This window comes from Leifsonia sp. Ger2509, assembly GCF_055231915.1.
The window spans coordinates 2,197,086-2,213,132 of the sequence record NZ_JBUYVB010000003.1 but is presented as its reverse complement, the minus strand read 5'-3'; the positions used below and the strand labels follow the sequence as shown (position 1 = coordinate 2,213,132).

Below are 16,047 nucleotides of genomic sequence, written 5' to 3'. Positions count from 1 at the left end.
TGGCGAGCGACAGGGGATGTTCATGAGTTCGGTGCCGGCACCTCGATCCCAGCGGCGCCTGGCCGCTGACCGGGTGACTCTCCCGCCCGTGCTGGTGACGGCGGACACCCGGGGGCGCATCCTCGAAGCCTCACTCGGACTGTTCGCCGAGCACGGGTTCGCGGGCACGTCCATCCGTGACATCGCCGGTGCGGTCGGTATCCAGACGGCGACGCTGTACGGCCACTTCCCGTCCAAGGAGCACATCCTCGCCGAGCTCGCTGAGGCCGGGCACGACGGTCACCGGCAGGCGATGGCGGATGCGGTGGCCGGCGCCGGCTCCGACCCGGCGGCCCAGCTCGCAGCCCTCGTCCGCGCCCACGTTCTGTACCACGCCGAGTTCTCGATGCTCTCGATCGTCGCGAACGTCGAGCTGTACGCGCTCTCTGGCGAGCTCGTCGCCCGCTCGCTCGCGGTGCGATCCGAGAGCGAGCGGCTGCTGACGGGCACCATCGACCGCGGGATCGAACTGGGCGCCTTCCGCACGCCGGACGCGTGGCTGGCCGCAGCCGCGATCGGCGGGATGGGGATGCGCGTGGCGACCTGGTTCGGTCCGCACAGCCCGATCACGGCCGAGCATGTCGCCGACACGTACGCCGAGTTCGCGCTGCGCATCGTGGGCGCCGCCCCTTCGCCGCACTAGTCTCGGTGGCTCTTCATGCCCGCCGCACGAGTTTCGTCTCGCCGCACTAGGTGTACTGTCCGGGGACGTTGGTTGATGTGTGACGACTCGCTGTAGTCGTTTCCGGGTGCGAGGAGGACCTCCGGTCGAGAGTGGAGCTGTCTAGGTTCCCGTTCGACCAGGAGGTCCTCATGTCTCACGCTAATGCAGCCCTGACCCCAGTCCAACGCGCCAGGATCGCGCGTCTGATCGTTGAGGATGGGTGGTCAGTCGCGAACGCGGCCGTCTATTTTCATGTGTCCTGGCCGACGGCGAAACGGTGGGCGGACCGATATGCGGCGATGGGTCGGGACGGGATGGCCGATCGCTCGTCGCGGCCTCACCGGTGTCCGAACCGGACCCCGCAACCGGTCGTGCGGAGGATCGTCCACCTGCGCTGGAAGCAACGTCTCGGCCCGGTCGGCATCGGCGCCCAGCTTGGGATCGCACCGTCGACGGTTCACGCGGTGCTGACCCGGTGCCGACTGAACCGGTTGCGTCACGTCGACGTTCGGACCGGGGAACCGGTCCGTCGTTACGAGCACGAGAAGCCCGGCGCCCTGATCCATGTCGACGTGAAGAAGCTGGGCAACATCCCGGACGGCGGCGGCTGGCGTTATGTCGGCCGGCAGCAAGGGTTCCAGAACCGACGTCGCACCGGCGGGAGACCGCATGGTCCGAGCGGGGATCCGCGGATGGGGACCGCGTTCGTGCACACCGTCATCGACGACCACTCCCGGGTCGCCTATGCCGAGATCCACGACGACGAGAAAGCCGCGACCGCGATCGGAGTCCTGCGCCGGGCGGTGTCCTGGTTCGAAGCCCGCGGTGTCACCGTCGAACGGGTCCTCTCCGACAATGGCTCCTGCTATCGCTCCCGCCTCTGGCGGGACGCCTGCGCCGAGCTCGGCATCCGCCCCAAGAACACCCGCCCCTACCGGCCACAGACCAACGGGAAGATCGAGCGATTCCATCGCACCCTCGCCGACGGCTGGGCCTTCGGCCGGCACTACAACAGCGAATCAGCCCGCCGGGCAGCCCTCCCCGCCTGGCTACATCACTACAATCACCACAGGCCCCACACCGCCATCGGCACGGTCCCACCGATCACCCGGTTAACCAACCTGCCTGGGCAGTACAACTAGGTAGACCACGTGCGGTGGTACACAACTAGTGCGAGCGGCCGCGGCTCAGTGGCCGCGCCTCGTCTCGTTCGCCTCGCGAAGCACGGCCCACGCATCCGCCACCGGCCCGAGGTGCCCCAGCTTGTCCGGGTTCAGCACAGTGCGGATCGCCTGGATGCGCCCGTCGAGCACATCCAGCGCCCACGTGTTCATGACCTTGCCGTCGCGATCGCGGAAGATCGCGCCCGGCTGGCCGTTCACTACGTGCGGCTCGAGCGTCCCGCCGATCCCGAGGAACAGCGGCATCATCGCCCCGAGCACGCGGGCCACGTTGTCGGCGCCGATGACGCCGCGACCCCACAGCGGAGCCTTCCCGCCGCTGTCGCCCACCATCTCCACGTCGGCCGCGAGCAGTTCACGGAGACCGTCGACGTCGCCGTCCCGGATCGCGTCGAAGAATCGCGCGGCGAGCTCGTCCCGCTCCCGACGGTCGGCCTCGAAGCGCGGGCGTCCCTCATCCATGTGGCGTCGGGCGCGCACCGCGAGCTGCCGGCACGCCGCCTCCGACCGACCGACGGACGTCGCGATCTCCGGAAAGTCGAACGCGAAGACCTCGCGCAGCACGAACACGGCTCGTTCGAGCGGGGTCAGCTGCTCGAGCAGCAGGAGCGCAGCCATCGACACGGAGTCCGCGAGCTCGGCCGCGCGCGCCGGATCCTCATACGGATCCGACACCAGCGGCTCGGGGAACCACGTTCCCACGTACTGCTCGCGTCGCACCCGCGCCGAACGCAGCACGTCGATGGAGATCCGCGTCACGACCGCCGACAGGTAGGCCTTCGTCGAGGTCGGAGTCGTCGCCGAGGACTCGTAGCGCAGCCAGGTCTCCTGGACCGCATCCTCTGCGTCGCCCACGCTCCCGAGGATCCGGTACGCGATCGCGAACAGCAGGGGCCGCAGGTCCTCGAACTCTTCCGACCGGGTCATGCCAGTCCGTCCGCGAACCCCTGGCGCCACGAGGGGTAGCGCAGTTCCCAGCCGAGCTCGCGCCGGGCCTTGGCGTTCGAGAACCCCCGACCCTCGGTCATCATGATGACGGCGACATCCCCGGCGAGCGGACGTGCCACCCAGGTCGGCACGCGCATGGGCGGCTTCGCACCCGCGCACGTCGCGAGGTACGGCAGCCACTCGCCGGCGGCCGCAGGCTCGTCGTCGACGATGTTGAAGATGCCGGTCGCGTTCTGCTCCACAGCCAACACCGTAGCGCTCGCCGCATCGTCGAGGTGCAGCCAGGAACTGTGCCCGGCCCCGTTCCCCACGAGCGGGTACTGCCGCTTGCGGATGAGCTCGGCCTGGTCGTCGCTCGCGCCCGGACCGTAAAGGGCACCGAAACGCAGGGACGCGCCGCCGAAGGTGCGGACCGCATCCTCGAGGTAGTGGATGGCCGCCATCCCCTTCTCCGCGGCGGTGCCGGTGAGCGAGTCGAGCGGGTCCTCCTCGGTCTTCACCCAGCCGCCTTCACGGATGCCGTTCCAGCTTCCGTAGCTCTGGGCGACGACGTGGCGCACGCCGGTCGCCTCGGCCGCGGCCAGCAGGTGGTCGGTTCCTTCGGTGCGGAGCCGGATGGTCGGAGCGAACCACCGGTCCATGTGCTTGATGTCCGGCTTGCCGGCGTGCGTCGGGGAGATCGCCGTCATCTGGTGGACGATCACGTCCGGCCGCGCGGCCGCGACCGCCTGCCCGACGGATGCAGCATCCAGTCCGTCCATGACCACGGCGTCGGCGCCCAGTTCCTTCAGCATCCGCACAGCGCGGTCGGATGTGGTGGTCGCCGTGACCTGATGGCCGCGGCGCACCAACTGCGGCACCAGCCTGCGGCCGATGACCCCGGTTCCGCCTGCCACGAAAACGCGCATGTCGTCCGTCCTTCCCGGTTCGATTTCTGCCTGTGTAAAACGAGACGAATCGGGAGGGACGGGTGTGACATCGCGGTCGGCGGTGGTCGGCCCGCGTCGGGTGCGGGCCGTATCAGGGCTGGGTCAGACGCGCGCCGGCTCTTCGGACGGGATGATGATCCAGAGCGCGATATAGGCGATGACCTGCGGGCCGGGGAGCAGGCAGGAGAGCACGGCCAGGATGCGCACTGTCAGCGGGTTCCAGCCGAATCGCTGGGCGAGCCCCGCGCACACCCCGCCGATGATGCGGCCGTTGATGGGTCGAGAGAGAGTGTTCATGGTTCCAGCGTGGCCCTCGCGCGGTGCGACGGATATCCGGGAATCCCCCCAATCGACCCTGAGGGGAACCCTTGCTTCGCGGCGTAGAGTCGCACCCGTGCAGCCCATACCGTTCGATGTGGTCCCGGCGAAGATCCTGTTCAACGTGCTGATCTTCGTCTTCGCGGCGTCCGAGGTCGCCATTCGGGCGTTCTCGTTGCGCAACCGCGACGACGGCAGCCGCGAGCTGACGAGCCTGTTCCTCGTCGCCGTCGGGTTCGTGATCGGGATCGTCGGCGCGGTACTGCTCGCCGGCCGGGTGACGGCGGCCGCGATTCCGTTCGGGCGAACCGCATTCTTCCTGGTCGGATGCGCTGCAATGGTGCTCGGCATCGCCTTCCGGGCCTGGTCCGTGGTCGTGCTGGGCCGCTATTTCACGGTCGAGGTGCGCGTTCGTGAGCATCAGCAGGTCGTCGACTGGGGTCCGTACCGGGTGCTGCGCCATCCGTCGTACACCGGGCTGCTCTGCACATGCCTCGGCATCGGGCTTGCGCTCGGGAACTGGCTCGCGATCCTCTTCGCGGTCGTTCCGACGACGATCGCGATCCTGTACCGCATCCGCGTCGAGGAGCGTGCGCTCCTGGCAGGCATCGGCGAGCCGTACCGGCGGTTCTGCGCGACCCGCTCACGGCTCATTCCGCACGTCTGGTGAGCCCGTGCGGTGACGCGCACGCAAAAGGGTCGACTTTCGCGGGTGCGTCGCGCGCGCACTAGCGGAACATGGCCCTTCCGCCGAAGTTTCCGCAGTCCGGCCGCGCGAGGTAGGCCGAAAGCTGCGAAAAGTGGCGTTCGGCCAGGACTTGCTGGTCAGGGCACGATCGCGAGGAAGAGGAACGCGGCGAACAGCACGAGGTGCACGCCGCCCTGGAGCCGGGCCGCACGGCCGGGCACGATGGTGAGCACGCTGACGATCACCGTGAGCACGAAGAGCACGATCTGGCTGGCGCCGAGGCCGAGCACGAGCGGTCCGGTCAGCCAGATCGTGGCGAGGGCGATGGCCGGGATGGTGAGGCCGATGCTCGCCATCGCCGAGCCGAGCGCCAGGTTGAGGCTCGTCTGCATCCGGCTTCGCGAGGCGGCCTTCGCGGCGGCGATCCCCTCCGGCAGCAGCACGAGCAGCGCAATCACGACTCCGACGAAAGTCTCCGGGAACCCGATGGCGCGCACGCCCGCTTCGATCGACGGCGATTCGAGTTTGGCCAGTCCGACGACGGCGACCAGCGCGACCACGAGCAGGCCGAGACTCGTGAAGGCCCGGCGCGTGGTCGGTGCTTCAGCGTGCGTGTCCTCGTCGTCGACCGGCGCACCGTCGGCTTTCACGGGGAGGAAGAAGTCCCGATGCGCGACCGTCTGCGTGACGACGAACATCGCGTAGAGGGCGACGGATGCGATGGCGGCGAATGCGAGCTGGGCGGGCGAGAACTGCGGGCCGGGCGTCGAGGTGAACGTGGGCAGCACGAGCGTCAGGGTGGCGAGCGCCGTCACGGTCGCGAGAGCCGCGCCGGTTCCCTCGGCGTTGAAGCTGGTCGTGGTGCGGCGGGATGCACCGAGCAGCAGCGAGAGCCCGACGATTCCGTTCATCGTGATCATGACGGCGGAGAACACGGTGTCGCGCGCGAGCGTCGACGTGTCTTTGCCGGTCGTCATCAAGGTGACGATCAGTGCGACCTCGATCACAGTCACGGCGACCGCGAGTACGAGCGAGCCGAACGGCTCGCCGACCTTGTGTGCGACGACCTCCGCATGCTGGACGGCCGCCAGAACGGTCGCAGCGAGAACGATCGCCGTCAGCGTCACGAGGAACGGGCCGAGGGTAACGTTCCACTCCGCGACAAGGAGAGCGATGCCGAGGATCGGAACCACCACAGGCCAGTAGCGGACGGACCACTGCGCGACGGTTTTCATGCGATCCATACTGGCAGGGTCGGGCCAACTCGGCCGCCCCCGTGTGCAAACGCAAAGTGGGTCGGGATGGAAGAACCATCCCGACCCACTGCCCCCCGGCCGAAAACCTGTACCCAACGTTACGGTCGCAGCTCCCGCGTCACATCCGGGCTGCCACGGAGATACGCACCGTGGCTGCACCCATTTCTCATTTCCGCATCCGCGTCCAGAAAAGCCGTTCGCGACCGCGGATGCGTCATTGCCGCCCCTCTCACCCGCCGAGGAAGAACTCGACCAGCACCGGCGCGAGCGCCTCGTTCGAGACCCCGTGTGTCTCGCCCGGGAGTGTCCGCCGCACAGTGCCTTGGATGCTCGCCGCCACCGCATCCGCCGCGGCCGCGGCCCACGCGGGGCTGTCGCCACCGTCCATCACCAAGGCGGGCACGTGGATCGAGGCGAATCGCTCGACCGGCACCCCCGCCTCGACCAGCTCGTACTCGTACGGAAGCGTGTGTGCGACGGCCACCAGCCCCGGCCACCACGGGGCGTCGCGCATCGTCGATTGGTCGGCACCCGTCGTCGCCAGGAAGATGACGGCGGCCGAATCCGGGTCGCCGGCCGCCAGGGCCGCGCGGATCCGCGCCCCCGAGTCGTCGGGCGGACCGTCGCCGCGGCCCTCGGACGTATAGGGAGGCTCGTACCCGGCGACCCGTGCGATGGATGCGCCCGCTGCTGCGGCCTCGAAGGCGAGTGCAGCACCCGACGAGTGGCCGAACACGAACGCGTCGCCGCCGATCGTGTCGATCAGCAGCCGTACATCTTCGATCTCGCGTTCGCGCTCGAACGGCGGCGGATCGCCCGCGTCTGTGCTGTCGCCGCGCCCGCGCCGGTCGAATGCGACGACGGTGAAGTGAGGAGTGAGGAAGGGCAGGAGCGACGCCGGTGACAACCGGGTGTTGAATGCGCCGCCGATCAGCAGGAGCGTCGGCCCGCGGCCCTCGACCTCGTAGGCGATCGTCGAGCCGTCGTGGGATGCCAGGGTTTCGACCATGACCATTCCTTTCGGTGGATGCGATGGACGGTTCCACTCTGCTCTGTGCCGCCGACGGTGACCAGCCCTCAGTCGAGAGCTGTGTAGAGGTGCCCACCTGTGGATAACCGACCACCGCATCCGCGGCGTGAATAGCTATGCAATAGACTCTCGCCATGTCGATCGGGAACGCGGAGTGGAGCAGACTGCCCCCCGACCGAATGTCCCTGCTGACGAAAGTCGCCCGGATGTACCACGAGCAGCACATTCGGCAGCCCGAGATCGCGCAGCGCCTCCACATCTCGCAGTCCCGCGTTTCGCGATTGCTGAAGGAGGCCGTGAACCTCGGCGTCGTGCGGACGATCGTGGTCACGCCGCCCGGCGTGCACTCGCAGCTGGAGGACGCCATCCGTGACCGCTACGCGCTCGCCGACGTGGTCGTCGGGGGAGACGACGGCGCCGCGACCGACGACGACAACGCACTGCTCGCCACCCTCGGCAGCGCGGGCGCCGCGTACCTGGAGACGACGCTCTCCGAGAAGGACGACATCGGCGTCTCGTCCTGGTCGTCCACGCTGCTCGCGGTGGTGGATGCGATGACCCCGCAGCGCACGCGCCTCGCCAGGAGCGCCGTGCAACTGCTCGGCGGGGTCGGCGACCCCAGCGTGCAGGTCAAGGCGACGCACCTCACCGACCGGCTCGCGCGGGTCACCGGAGCGCAGGCCCGCTACTTTCCGGCGCCCGGGATCGTGGCGCGCAAGTCGGTGCGGGATGCGCTGCTCGAGGACCCGTACGTGAGTGAGGTCGCGTCGGCGTGGGACGGCCTCTCCGTCGCTCTCGTCGGCATCGGTAGCCTGCGGCCGTCGCCGCTCCTTCAGTCGTCGGGTAACGCGATCTCGGAGAAGGACCAGGATTCGCTGCGGGAGCTCGGCGCGGTCGGGGATGTCTGCCTGCACTTCTTCGACGCGAACGGCGCACTCGTCGACAGTGAACTCGAAGAGCGCGTTCTCGGCATCTCCAGCGCGCAGTTGCGGGCGATCCCGCGCACCATCGGAATCGCGGGTGGCGCACGCAAAGTGGATGCGATCCGCGCGGCAGCGCTCGGCCGCTGGATCGACGTGCTCATCACCGACGTCGAGACCGCCCGCCGCCTGGTCGACTGACCGCCGCGCGGGCCGCGCATCCGGCCGCCCGCGCATCCGCCCGCTCCTAAGACAGCCCGACCAGCGCTTCACTCGTACGAGGTGAACAGCGCCTTCTGCGCCAGCGCGAGCGCCCCGAGCGCGTCGTGGTTGTCCTGCGCCGCCTGCACCGCCGCGAAGTCGAGCTTCTCGAGTCCGCGGTCCGCTGCTTTCAGGAAGTCGATCGCGTGGTTGGCCGCGTCCACGCTGTCCTCGCGGAACGGGAACTGGTCGAGCTGCCACACGCCTTCCCAGTTGTTCTTGCGCAGCGTGTAGAAGAACTCGAACAGCTCGATCGGATGCACGGTGCCGGCGACCATGTCGTCGTCCCACTGGCGCAGGTTGTCGTTGACGTCCATGCCGAAGAGCCGCCCATAGTCGATGGCGAGCTGAGCGGAGTCCGCAGGGGACTCGCCGCCGAAGAGCGCGTGGCCGAAATCGAGGAGGATGCCGACATTGGGCAGTCCGATGCGCTCGATGCCGAGCAGTGTGCGGGCGACCGAGTCGAACGACATGTGGACGCGCGGCTCGCGCGGCTTGTATTCGATGACGAACCTCAGGTCGGGGTTCTCCGAGGCGAGCAGGCCGACCCCGTCGAGCGAGTTCTTCCAGAGCGCGCCGTGGTCGACCTGGAACGGGTAGTCCCAGCCGTCCTGGCCCGGCCACAGCTTCACATAGTCCGCGCCGAAGTAGCGCACGACGTCGGCGGCTTCGGTGATGAGTTCGTGGGCACGGCGGCGAACGCCCGGGTCGGGGTTCGTGAAGGCGCCTTTGGCGAATTCGCGCGTGTAGATCTCGGGAGTGATGCCGATCACGCCGAGGTTGTTGCGGTCGAGCGCTTCTTTGACCTGCCCGTTCGTGAACTCGCCGCCGAAGAACGGATAGTTCAGGTCGACGACGGACAGGTCGCGCACCTGCCCCGCCAGGTCGATCGCGTCGACGACACTGCGCGGGTCGCCGTAGCCGTCCGTGGCGTAACGGTCGACATACGTGGCGAAGTGCCAGATCCCGGCGCCGAATCGCTGGATGGTGCTCATCGTGTACTCCTTATATATAGGGATGCGTTTCAGGGAACCGCAGGCGAGCCCGCGGGCGACGCAGCCGCAGGCGACGCAGCCCGCCCCCGCGCGAGCGCGATCGCGCCCTGCCACCGTTCCCGCCGCGCCCGCGCGCGGTCCGGGCTCATGATCGGCTCGAACACCGTGCCGTTGCGGTCGAGCGCCAGCACGTCGTCGGGGGTCCAGATGCCCGCGCCGATGCCCGCGAGGTGGGCGGCGCCGAGGGCGGAGAGTCCCGCCACGTCCGGCCGCTGGACGCGGCGCTGGCTGAGGTCGGCGAGCAGCTGGGCGAGCCAGTCGTTCGCGGCGGGGCCGCCGTCGATCAGGATGGTGTCGAAGCGTCCGTGGGTCGAGCTCTCTGCGGCGCGCAGCACGTCGTCGATCTGCAGCGGGATCGATTCGAGCGCCGCCCGCGCCAGTTCCGCCCGCGTCGTGCTGAGGTCGAAGCCAGAGATGATCGCGCGCGCGTCGTCATCCCACCAGGGGGCTCCCAGCCCGGAGAACGCCGGAACGAGGTCGACTCCGCGCCCCGGGTCCGCATCCCTGTCGGTTTCGGCCGCGATTGCAGCGAGCTCGGCCGGGGTCGTCTCGAACATGTCCGCGAGCCAGACGAGGGTCGCGCCGGTCGAGAGGATGTTGCCCTCGAACGCGTAGCTCGGCTCCGGCTCGCTCCAGGCCACCGTCGTGACGAGGCCGTCGGGGCTCGCAGCCCGCGACGCGAGCAGCCCCATGATCGACGACCCTGTGCCGAGCGTGACCTTCACCGATCCGGGCGTGCGTGCGCCGTGGCCGAAGAGCGCGGCGTGCGAGTCGCCGAGGATGGCGTGGATGCGCGTCCCGGCCGGCAGCATCGGCAGACCGGTCACGGGAGCGGTCGGCGCGTTCGACGCGAACACAGCCGGAAGCGCGGCGCGCGGGATGCGGAAGAGTTCGAGGAGTTCGTCGCTCCAGTCGAGGGTGCCGAGGTCGAGCAGCGCGGTGCGGCTGGCGTTGCCGGACTCGATGCGGAACTCGCCGGTCAGCCGATGCACGAGCCAGGAGTCGACGGTGCCGAGGGCGAGCTCGCCGCGGCTCGAGCGCTCGCGGCCGGGGTCGACCCGGTCGAGCAGCCACGCGAACTTCAGCGCGGAGAACATCGGATCGATGGGGAGCCCGGTGATCGCCCGCACGCGCTCGCTGCGACCGGGCGACGCAGCAAGCGTCTGCGCGGCCGCGACCGTGCGCCGGTCCTGCCAGCCGAGCACCGGCCCGACGGGTTCCCCGGTGGCCCGGTCCCAGATCACGGCCGATTCCCGCTGGGTGCTGAGCGCCACCGCGACGACGCGGTCGGCGATGCCTTCGACGGCGAGGTGCACCGCTTCGATCGCGCTGTCGGCGATCTCCCGAGCATCCTGCTCGACCCAGCCGGGCTGCGGATGCTGCTGGCCGACCACGACGGATCCCCAGCCGACGACGTTTCCCGTCACGTCGACCGCGAGGGCCTTCGTGGAACTCGTGCCCTGGTCGACCGCGACGATGACGGCCGAGCCGGCAGGCTCATCCATGCGCGAGGGCCTCCCTGGCAGCGTCGGCGATGTGGTCGGCGGTGAGCCCGAAGTGACCGAGCAGGAATTCGGTGCTGCCGGTCGGAGCGAACTCCGTCAGCCCAAGGATACGCAGGGGCACGCGGGCGGCGGCCTCGAGCTGGGCGACGACCGATGCGACCGCGGCACCCAGTCCGCCGGCGATGTTGGCCTCTTCGGCCGTGACGATCGCGCCGGTGGTGCGGGCGGCATCCGTGATCGCATCCACGTCGAGCGGAGTGATGTACGAGGCGTTCAGTACGCGGGCCTCGAGCCCCGCGGACTGCAGCCGTTCGGCCGCGAGAAGCGCACGCGAGACGAGGGTGCCGGTGGCGATGATGGTGAGGTCGGACCCGCCGCGGGCCGTGGTGAACCGACCGCGCACGAGCTGGTCGCCCTCGACGGTGACGTCGGGCACCTTGTGGCGGCCGACGCGGATGAAGGTGGGGCGCGGATGCTCGACGGCCTGGCGCACCGCATCCCGCGTCTGCCTGCGGTCGGCCGGCACGACGATGTCGAGGCCGGGCAGCGCACGCAGCCAGGAGAGGTCTTCCACTGAGTGGTGGGTCGGGCCGAGCTCGCCGTAGGCCATGCCCGGGCTCATGCCGCAGAGGATGACCGGATGCTGGCTGTACGCAACATCCGCCTTCACCTGCTCCAGGGACCGGCCGGTGAGGAATGGAGCCGCCGCGCAGACGAAGGGGATGAGTCCCGAACTCGCGAGGCCTGCGCCGACCCCGACCATGTCCTGTTCGGCGATGCCGACATTGATGAGCCGGTCGGGGAACTCGTCGCGGAACGCGGTCAGGTTGCTCGAGCCCACGGAATCGTTGCAGACGGCGACGATGCGCTCGTCACGGCGGGCGAGCTGGATGAGCTCGTCGGCGAAGGCCGCGCGGTTGTCGTAGACGGGTGCGTCGGCGAGCGAGGCGGCGGGGGAAGCGATGGTCATGCGAGTTCCTCCAGGGCGAGTTCGACCTGCTCGGGCGAGGGCACCTTGTGGTGCCATTCGACCCGGTCTTCGATGAACGAGACACCCTTGCCTTTGGTGGTGTTGGCGACGACGGCGACCGGTTTGCCGGTGGTCGACGGCCGGAAGGCCTCGATGAGTGCGGCGTAGTCGTGGCCGTCGATCTCGCGCACTTCGCAGCCGAACGCGGCGAGGCGGTCGTCGAGCGGGTCGAGCGCGTTCGTGTCCTCCGTGCGCGCGCCCTGCTGGAGCCGGTTGCGGTCGACGATCGCGACGAGGTTGCCGAGGCCGAAATGGGAGGCGGCCATGAGGGCCTCCCAGTTGCTGCCTTCCTGCATCTCGCCGTCGCCCATGACGACGAAGACCCGCGCGTCGGAACCGGTGAGTTTCGCGGCGACCGCCTGGCCGACCGCGACGGGCAGACCGTGCCCGAGCGGGCCGGTGTTGGTCTCCACCCCGGGGATCTTGTTGCGGTTCGGGTGGCCGTTGAGCTCGGAGAGCGGCGCCATGAAGGTGCTGAGGGATGCGGGGGAGAAGTAGCCGCTGAAGGCGAGCGTCGAGTAGAGCGCGGCCGCGCAGTGGCCCTTGCTGAGGATGAAACGGTCGCGGCCTGCGAGGTCCGGCCGGGCCGGGTCGATGCGCAGGGTGTATGCGAACAGGGTCGTGAGGATGTCGGTGACCGAGAGGTCGCCGCCGATGTGTCCCTGGCCGGCGGCCGAGATCATCTGGATGATGCTGCGGCGCGTGCGGCGGGCGGTGTCGGCGAGCAGTTCGGAGCGCGCTGCGGGAGCGGATGCGGTCAGTCGCGACCGCAGTTCGCGCCAGTTTTCGACCTGTTGCTGGTCGGTGGTCAACATGTGTGCATACCTATTCAGTGGTGACGAGAGTTGCAATAGCTTTGCATGACGGAGAGGATACTGTCAACAGGACTGGAGGAACCATGGCCGCTCAGCGCATCCGGGTGATCATCGACAACGACTTCTCAGGGGATCCGGACGGCCTGGTGCAGCTGGCGCACCACCTGCTGTCGCTGTCGGTCGACATCCGCGCCGTCATCGGGTCGCACCTGCGGCCGGGCGATCCGTTCGATCCCTCCGACCGCACGGCCGACAATGCGTGCGACCGCATCCGCGACGTCATCGCTGCACTCGGGATGACGGATGCGCCGCCCGTGGTCGCCGGGTCGAACGTCGGCCTCACGGACGCGGCGGCCCCGTTCGGGTCGGCGGGTGCGCGTGCGATCGTCGACGAGGCGATGCGCGACGACGATCGCCCGCTGTACATCGCGTGCGGCGCGGGCCTCACCGAGCTCGCGAGCGCGTGGCTGCTCGAGCCGCGCATCGCCGAGCGACTGACCCTGGTCTGGATCGGCGGCCTCGAAGATCCCGCGCTCGCCGTGCCACCGCCCGGCGCCGACCGCGTGGAGTACAACCAGAACATCGACATCATCGCGGCGCAGGTCGTGTTCAACGACTCGGACATCCCGATCTGGCAGGTTCCGCGGAACGCCTATCGGCAGACCCTGGTGTCGAACGCCGAGGCCGGGGCGCGCATCCGGCCCCACGGCGCGATCGGGCGGCTGCTGTTCGACAGCATCGAGCGGGTGGCCGGCATGGCCGCGGAGCACGGGCTGCCGCTCGGCGAGACGTACGTGTACGGCGACAGCCCGCTGGTACTGCTGACCGCGCTGCAGTCGTCGTTCCAGCCGGATCCGTCGTCGAGCGAGTACGCGATGCGGCCGGCCCCGCGCATCCGCGACGACGGCACCGCCGACTTCGCGGACGCAGGTCGCCCGATCCGCGTCTACACCCGCCTGGACCTGCGCCTGCTCTTCGAGGACCTCTTCGCCAAGCTGGCCGCCGCGGGCGGCTAGTCCAGCCGCCCCGCGCACGCCCACGCCGCCGCCCAGCCCGCCGAGTCGTCACTAACCGACCGAAACGGCGCGCCCATAGGGGAGTTAGCGCCCACTCGACTCGCAAATGCGGGGGTGCGCGAACGCGAGCGCGCTACAGCGCGACTGTCAGGATGCCGCGCAGGTAGCGCCGCATCTCCTCGGCCATGTCGACGCTCGCGCGGTCGAGCAGCCACTGGACCTGCAGGCCGTCGGAGAGCGCGACCATCGCCCGCGCCGCGCCCTCGGGAGTGATGTCGTCGGTGAGCTGGCCGGCGTCGCGCATCCGCTCGAACGCCTTCGTCATCTGGCGCACCACGAAGGCGTACCGGTCGATGAAGTACTGGTGGGCGGGATGCTCGGCTGACGTCGCCTCCGCCGAGAGCGTGCAGTGCAGCTCGACGAGGCCGGGCACGGTCGCGTTGTATTCGATGAGCCGGACGAAGCCGCGGATCGTCTCGATGCCTGCGTGCTCGTCGTCGATGGGCACGACTTCGGCAGACCGGTCGTCGCGCAGTTCGAGCACGGCGGCCAGCAGTTCGCTCTTGTTCGAGAAGTGGTGCAGCAGGCCGGCCTGGCTCATGCCCACCCGTTCGGCGATCTCGCGGATCGAGCCGCTGCGGAAGCCGGAGGTCGAGAAGACCTCGATGCCGGCCTCGAGGATCTCGCGGCGGCGCGCGGGCGTCTTCGCGTAGGAACCGCGCACCTTGCCTGTCGTGGTGCTCATGGCGAGAGGTTACCAGCGTTGTGAAGCGATCGAAACAAAAACCTAGTGCTTATTCGGTTTTCGTGTTACTTTCATTCACCAACAGATGGTCCGACTGCGGACTGCCCCAACGAAAGAGACAATGATGTTCCGATGGAAGAGGCTGGCGGCCCTTGCAGCCGTCGTCGCTCTCGGGCTTGCTGGATGCGCTTCCAACAACTCGTCGAGCGGCTCATCGCAGACCCTCACCCTGGGCCTGCTCGTCCCCGCAACGACCTTCTCGGCGCAGGACTCCAACTGGGCGAACGAGTCGCCCTACATGCAGGCGGTCTACGACACCCTGCTCAAAGCAGACCCGAACGGCGACATCAAGCCGGGGCTCGCAACCAAGTGGTCGTACAACGCCGACAAGACGGTACTGACCCTCACCCTCCGCACCGACGTGAAGTTCACCGACGGAACGGCCTTCAACGCCGATGCCGCCGCACAGAACCTCACCCGCTTCCGTGACGGCAACTCGCCGAACAAGGCGTTCCTCGCCGACCTGGCCGACGCCAAAGCGGTTGACCCCACCACCGTCAAGCTGACTCTCAAGCAGTCGAACCCGGCCCTGCTCACCTACCTCACGCAGAACGCCGGCCTTCAGGAGAGCCCGAAGGCCTTCACCTCTTCGACCATCAAGACCGACCCGGTCGGTTCCGGGCCGTACACGCTCGACACCGGCAAGACCGTCGTCGGAACGTCCTACGTCTTCGACAAGAACCCGAAGTACTGGGACACAGCGAGCGTCCACTACGACAAGATCGTGATGAACGTCTACAGCGACCCGACCTCGCTCCTCAACGCGATCAAGGGCGGCCAGGTCAACGCTTCCAACACGCCGAACAACAACGACCTCGACCAGATCAAGGCGAGCGGCTTCACGGTCTGGCCTCTCGAGCTGAACTGGAACGGCCTCATCCTCTTCGACCGCGGGGGCACGATGAATCCGGCGCTGAAGGATGTGCGCGTGCGCCAGGCCATCAACTACGCGTTCGACACCAAGGCACTGCTCAAGGCCGTCGGCCAGGGCTACGGGACACCGACCACCCAGGTCTTCCCGAAGAGCTCGGTCGGATACGACTCCAGCCTCGACTCGTTCTACGCGTACAACCCGGCCAAGGCGAAGGAGCTCCTGAAGGAGGCCGGCTACGCGAGCGGCCTGACGATCTCGATGCCGTCGAGCAACCTCCTCGGAGCGACCGTCTGGACCCTCATCGGACAGCAGCTGAAGGATGTGGGCATCACCGTGAACTTCACGGACGCCGGCAACAACTTCATCAGCGACATCCTCGCCCCCAAGTACGCGGCCACCTACATGATCCTGCAGCAGGACCCCGACTGGGCCCTGATCAACTTCCAGATCTCCAAGGGCGCCACGTTCAACCCGTTCCACTACTCCGACCCCAAGGTCGACGCGCTGATCCAGACCATCCACAAGGGCTCGCAGTCGGAGTCGGATGCGGCGGTCAAGTCGCTCAACAAGTACGTGGTCGAGCAGGCCTGGTTCGCCCCCTGGTACCGGATGCAGTCGAGCTTCGTCAGCGACGCCAACACGAAGGTCACCGTGCAGACCGGTAACGCTTATCCCTACCTCTGGAACATCGTTCCCAAGTCCTGAGGTGACTG

Annotated in this window: 16 protein-coding genes; 6 read left to right on the top strand and 10 right to left on the bottom strand. The window is 68.6% G+C overall.

The window, feature by feature from the left end; genetic code table 11:
- The first annotated feature begins 22 nt into the window (after positions 1 to 22).
- Entirely contained in the window at positions 23 to 682 is a 660-nt protein-coding gene (locus ACV7NN_RS10855; RefSeq protein WP_463349593.1) for a TetR/AcrR family transcriptional regulator, read from the top strand.
- A gap of 170 nt (positions 683 to 852) precedes the next feature.
- Positions 853 to 1,845: an IS481 family transposase gene (locus ACV7NN_RS10850; protein ID WP_463349592.1), complete on the top strand. Its 993-nt coding sequence runs from the start codon at positions 853 to 855 to the stop codon at positions 1,843 to 1,845.
- 45 nt (positions 1,846 to 1,890) lie between these two features.
- On the opposite strand, the gene ACV7NN_RS10845 is transcribed toward ACV7NN_RS10850, so the two are convergent.
- The 3 genes from ACV7NN_RS10845 to ACV7NN_RS10835 all read right to left on the bottom strand — a co-directional run bounded on the left by ACV7NN_RS10845 (position 1,891) and on the right by ACV7NN_RS10835 (position 4,058).
- The gene (locus tag ACV7NN_RS10845) at positions 1,891 to 2,811 is read right to left on the bottom strand and encodes an RNA polymerase sigma-70 factor (protein ID WP_463349591.1); all 921 of its coding nucleotides are present in this window, start codon (positions 2,809 to 2,811) and stop codon (positions 1,891 to 1,893) included.
- A complete protein-coding gene (locus tag ACV7NN_RS10840; RefSeq protein ID WP_463349590.1) occupies positions 2,808 to 3,740 on the bottom strand; it encodes an NAD-dependent epimerase/dehydratase family protein in 933 nt (310 codons plus the stop codon). The genes ACV7NN_RS10845 and ACV7NN_RS10840 overlap by 4 nt, the downstream gene beginning before the upstream one ends.
- 123 nt (positions 3,741 to 3,863) lie before the next feature.
- A complete protein-coding gene (locus tag ACV7NN_RS10835) occupies positions 3,864 to 4,058 on the bottom strand; it encodes a PspC domain-containing protein (RefSeq protein WP_463349589.1) in 195 nt (64 codons plus the stop codon).
- A 97-nt stretch (positions 4,059 to 4,155) separates the two neighbouring features.
- Here ACV7NN_RS10835 and ACV7NN_RS10830 point away from each other — a divergent pair, with 97 nt between their 5' ends.
- Positions 4,156 to 4,749 carry a methyltransferase family protein gene (locus ACV7NN_RS10830; protein WP_463349587.1) on the top strand — a complete coding sequence of 198 codons (594 nt, stop codon included), beginning with the start codon at positions 4,156 to 4,158 and terminating at the stop codon, positions 4,747 to 4,749.
- A 155-nt stretch (positions 4,750 to 4,904) separates the two neighbouring features.
- Here the strand turns inward: ACV7NN_RS10830 and ACV7NN_RS10825 are convergent, their stop codons facing one another.
- Positions 4,905 to 6,011: a calcium:cation antiporter gene (locus ACV7NN_RS10825; RefSeq protein WP_463349586.1), complete on the bottom strand. Its 1,107-nt coding sequence runs from the start codon at positions 6,009 to 6,011 to the stop codon at positions 4,905 to 4,907.
- Positions 6,012 to 6,252: 241 nt separating this feature from the next.
- A complete protein-coding gene (locus tag ACV7NN_RS10820) occupies positions 6,253 to 7,032 on the bottom strand; it encodes an alpha/beta fold hydrolase (RefSeq protein ID WP_463349585.1) in 780 nt (259 codons plus the stop codon).
- 155 nt (positions 7,033 to 7,187) lie between these two features.
- On the opposite strand from ACV7NN_RS10820, the gene ACV7NN_RS10815 reads away from it, so the two are divergent.
- A complete protein-coding gene (locus ACV7NN_RS10815; protein WP_463349584.1) occupies positions 7,188 to 8,174 on the top strand; it encodes a sugar-binding transcriptional regulator in 987 nt (328 codons plus the stop codon).
- Between the two features lie 68 nt (positions 8,175 to 8,242).
- Here ACV7NN_RS10815 and ACV7NN_RS10810 read toward each other — a convergent pair whose 3' ends face one another.
- From ACV7NN_RS10810 to ACV7NN_RS10795, 4 genes are read right to left on the bottom strand one after another with little or no spacing between them, the layout of a single operon-like run.
- Positions 8,243 to 9,229, bottom strand: coding sequence for a sugar phosphate isomerase/epimerase family protein (locus tag ACV7NN_RS10810; RefSeq protein WP_463349583.1), 987 nt, complete (start codon positions 9,227 to 9,229; stop codon positions 8,243 to 8,245).
- Positions 9,230 to 9,258: 29 nt separating this feature from the next.
- The gene (locus ACV7NN_RS10805; RefSeq protein ID WP_463349582.1) at positions 9,259 to 10,794 is read right to left on the bottom strand and encodes an FGGY-family carbohydrate kinase; all 1,536 of its coding nucleotides are present in this window, start codon (positions 10,792 to 10,794) and stop codon (positions 9,259 to 9,261) included.
- A complete protein-coding gene (locus ACV7NN_RS10800; protein ID WP_463349581.1) occupies positions 10,787 to 11,764 on the bottom strand; it encodes a transketolase family protein in 978 nt (325 codons plus the stop codon). Before ACV7NN_RS10800 ends, ACV7NN_RS10805 begins: the two co-directional genes overlap by 8 nt.
- On the bottom strand, positions 11,761 to 12,639 hold the full coding sequence (locus ACV7NN_RS10795) for a transketolase (protein ID WP_463349580.1): 879 nt from the start codon (positions 12,637 to 12,639) through the stop codon (positions 11,761 to 11,763). The genes ACV7NN_RS10800 and ACV7NN_RS10795 overlap by 4 nt, the downstream gene beginning before the upstream one ends.
- Before the next feature lie 83 nt (positions 12,640 to 12,722).
- Here ACV7NN_RS10795 and ACV7NN_RS10790 point away from each other — a divergent pair, with 83 nt between their 5' ends.
- Positions 12,723 to 13,655: a nucleoside hydrolase gene (locus tag ACV7NN_RS10790; RefSeq protein WP_463349579.1), complete on the top strand. Its 933-nt coding sequence runs from the start codon at positions 12,723 to 12,725 to the stop codon at positions 13,653 to 13,655.
- A 133-nt stretch (positions 13,656 to 13,788) separates the two neighbouring features.
- Here the strand turns inward: ACV7NN_RS10790 and ACV7NN_RS10785 are convergent, their stop codons facing one another.
- Positions 13,789 to 14,400: a TetR/AcrR family transcriptional regulator gene (locus tag ACV7NN_RS10785; RefSeq protein ID WP_463349578.1), complete on the bottom strand. Its 612-nt coding sequence runs from the start codon at positions 14,398 to 14,400 to the stop codon at positions 13,789 to 13,791.
- 124 nt (positions 14,401 to 14,524) lie between these two features.
- Here ACV7NN_RS10785 and ACV7NN_RS10780 point away from each other — a divergent pair, with 124 nt between their 5' ends.
- A complete protein-coding gene (locus tag ACV7NN_RS10780) occupies positions 14,525 to 16,039 on the top strand; it encodes an ABC transporter substrate-binding protein (protein ID WP_463349577.1) in 1,515 nt (504 codons plus the stop codon).
- Positions 16,040 to 16,047 lie beyond the last annotated feature (8 nt).

Excerpts from the sequence above, each read along its gene's own strand:
- ACV7NN_RS10855 (WP_463349593.1), top strand. The coding sequence starts at position 23 with ATGAGTTCGGTGCCGGCACCTCGATCCCAGCGGCGCCTGGCCGCTGAC.
- ACV7NN_RS10850 (WP_463349592.1), top strand. The coding sequence starts at position 853 with ATGTCTCACGCTAATGCAGCCCTGACCCCAGTCCAACGCGCCAGGATC.
- ACV7NN_RS10845 (WP_463349591.1), bottom strand. The coding sequence starts at position 2,811 with ATGACCCGGTCGGAAGAGTTCGAGGACCTGCGGCCCCTGCTGTTCGCG.
- ACV7NN_RS10840 (WP_463349590.1), bottom strand. The coding sequence starts at position 3,740 with ATGCGCGTTTTCGTGGCAGGCGGAACCGGGGTCATCGGCCGCAGGCTG.
- ACV7NN_RS10835 (WP_463349589.1), bottom strand. The coding sequence starts at position 4,058 with ATGAACACTCTCTCTCGACCCATCAACGGCCGCATCATCGGCGGGGTG.
- ACV7NN_RS10825 (WP_463349586.1), bottom strand. The coding sequence starts at position 6,011 with ATGGATCGCATGAAAACCGTCGCGCAGTGGTCCGTCCGCTACTGGCCT.
- ACV7NN_RS10820 (WP_463349585.1), bottom strand. The coding sequence starts at position 7,032 with ATGGTCGAAACCCTGGCATCCCACGACGGCTCGACGATCGCCTACGAG.
- ACV7NN_RS10815 (WP_463349584.1), top strand. The coding sequence starts at position 7,188 with ATGTCGATCGGGAACGCGGAGTGGAGCAGACTGCCCCCCGACCGAATG.
- ACV7NN_RS10810 (WP_463349583.1), bottom strand. The coding sequence starts at position 9,229 with ATGAGCACCATCCAGCGATTCGGCGCCGGGATCTGGCACTTCGCCACG.
- ACV7NN_RS10805 (WP_463349582.1), bottom strand. The coding sequence starts at position 10,794 with ATGGATGAGCCTGCCGGCTCGGCCGTCATCGTCGCGGTCGACCAGGGC.
- ACV7NN_RS10800 (WP_463349581.1), bottom strand. The coding sequence starts at position 11,764 with ATGACCATCGCTTCCCCCGCCGCCTCGCTCGCCGACGCACCCGTCTAC.
- ACV7NN_RS10795 (WP_463349580.1), bottom strand. The coding sequence starts at position 12,639 with ATGTTGACCACCGACCAGCAACAGGTCGAAAACTGGCGCGAACTGCGG.
- ACV7NN_RS10790 (WP_463349579.1), top strand. The coding sequence starts at position 12,723 with ATGGCCGCTCAGCGCATCCGGGTGATCATCGACAACGACTTCTCAGGG.
- ACV7NN_RS10785 (WP_463349578.1), bottom strand. The coding sequence starts at position 14,400 with ATGAGCACCACGACAGGCAAGGTGCGCGGTTCCTACGCGAAGACGCCC.
- ACV7NN_RS10780 (WP_463349577.1), top strand. The coding sequence starts at position 14,525 with ATGTTCCGATGGAAGAGGCTGGCGGCCCTTGCAGCCGTCGTCGCTCTC.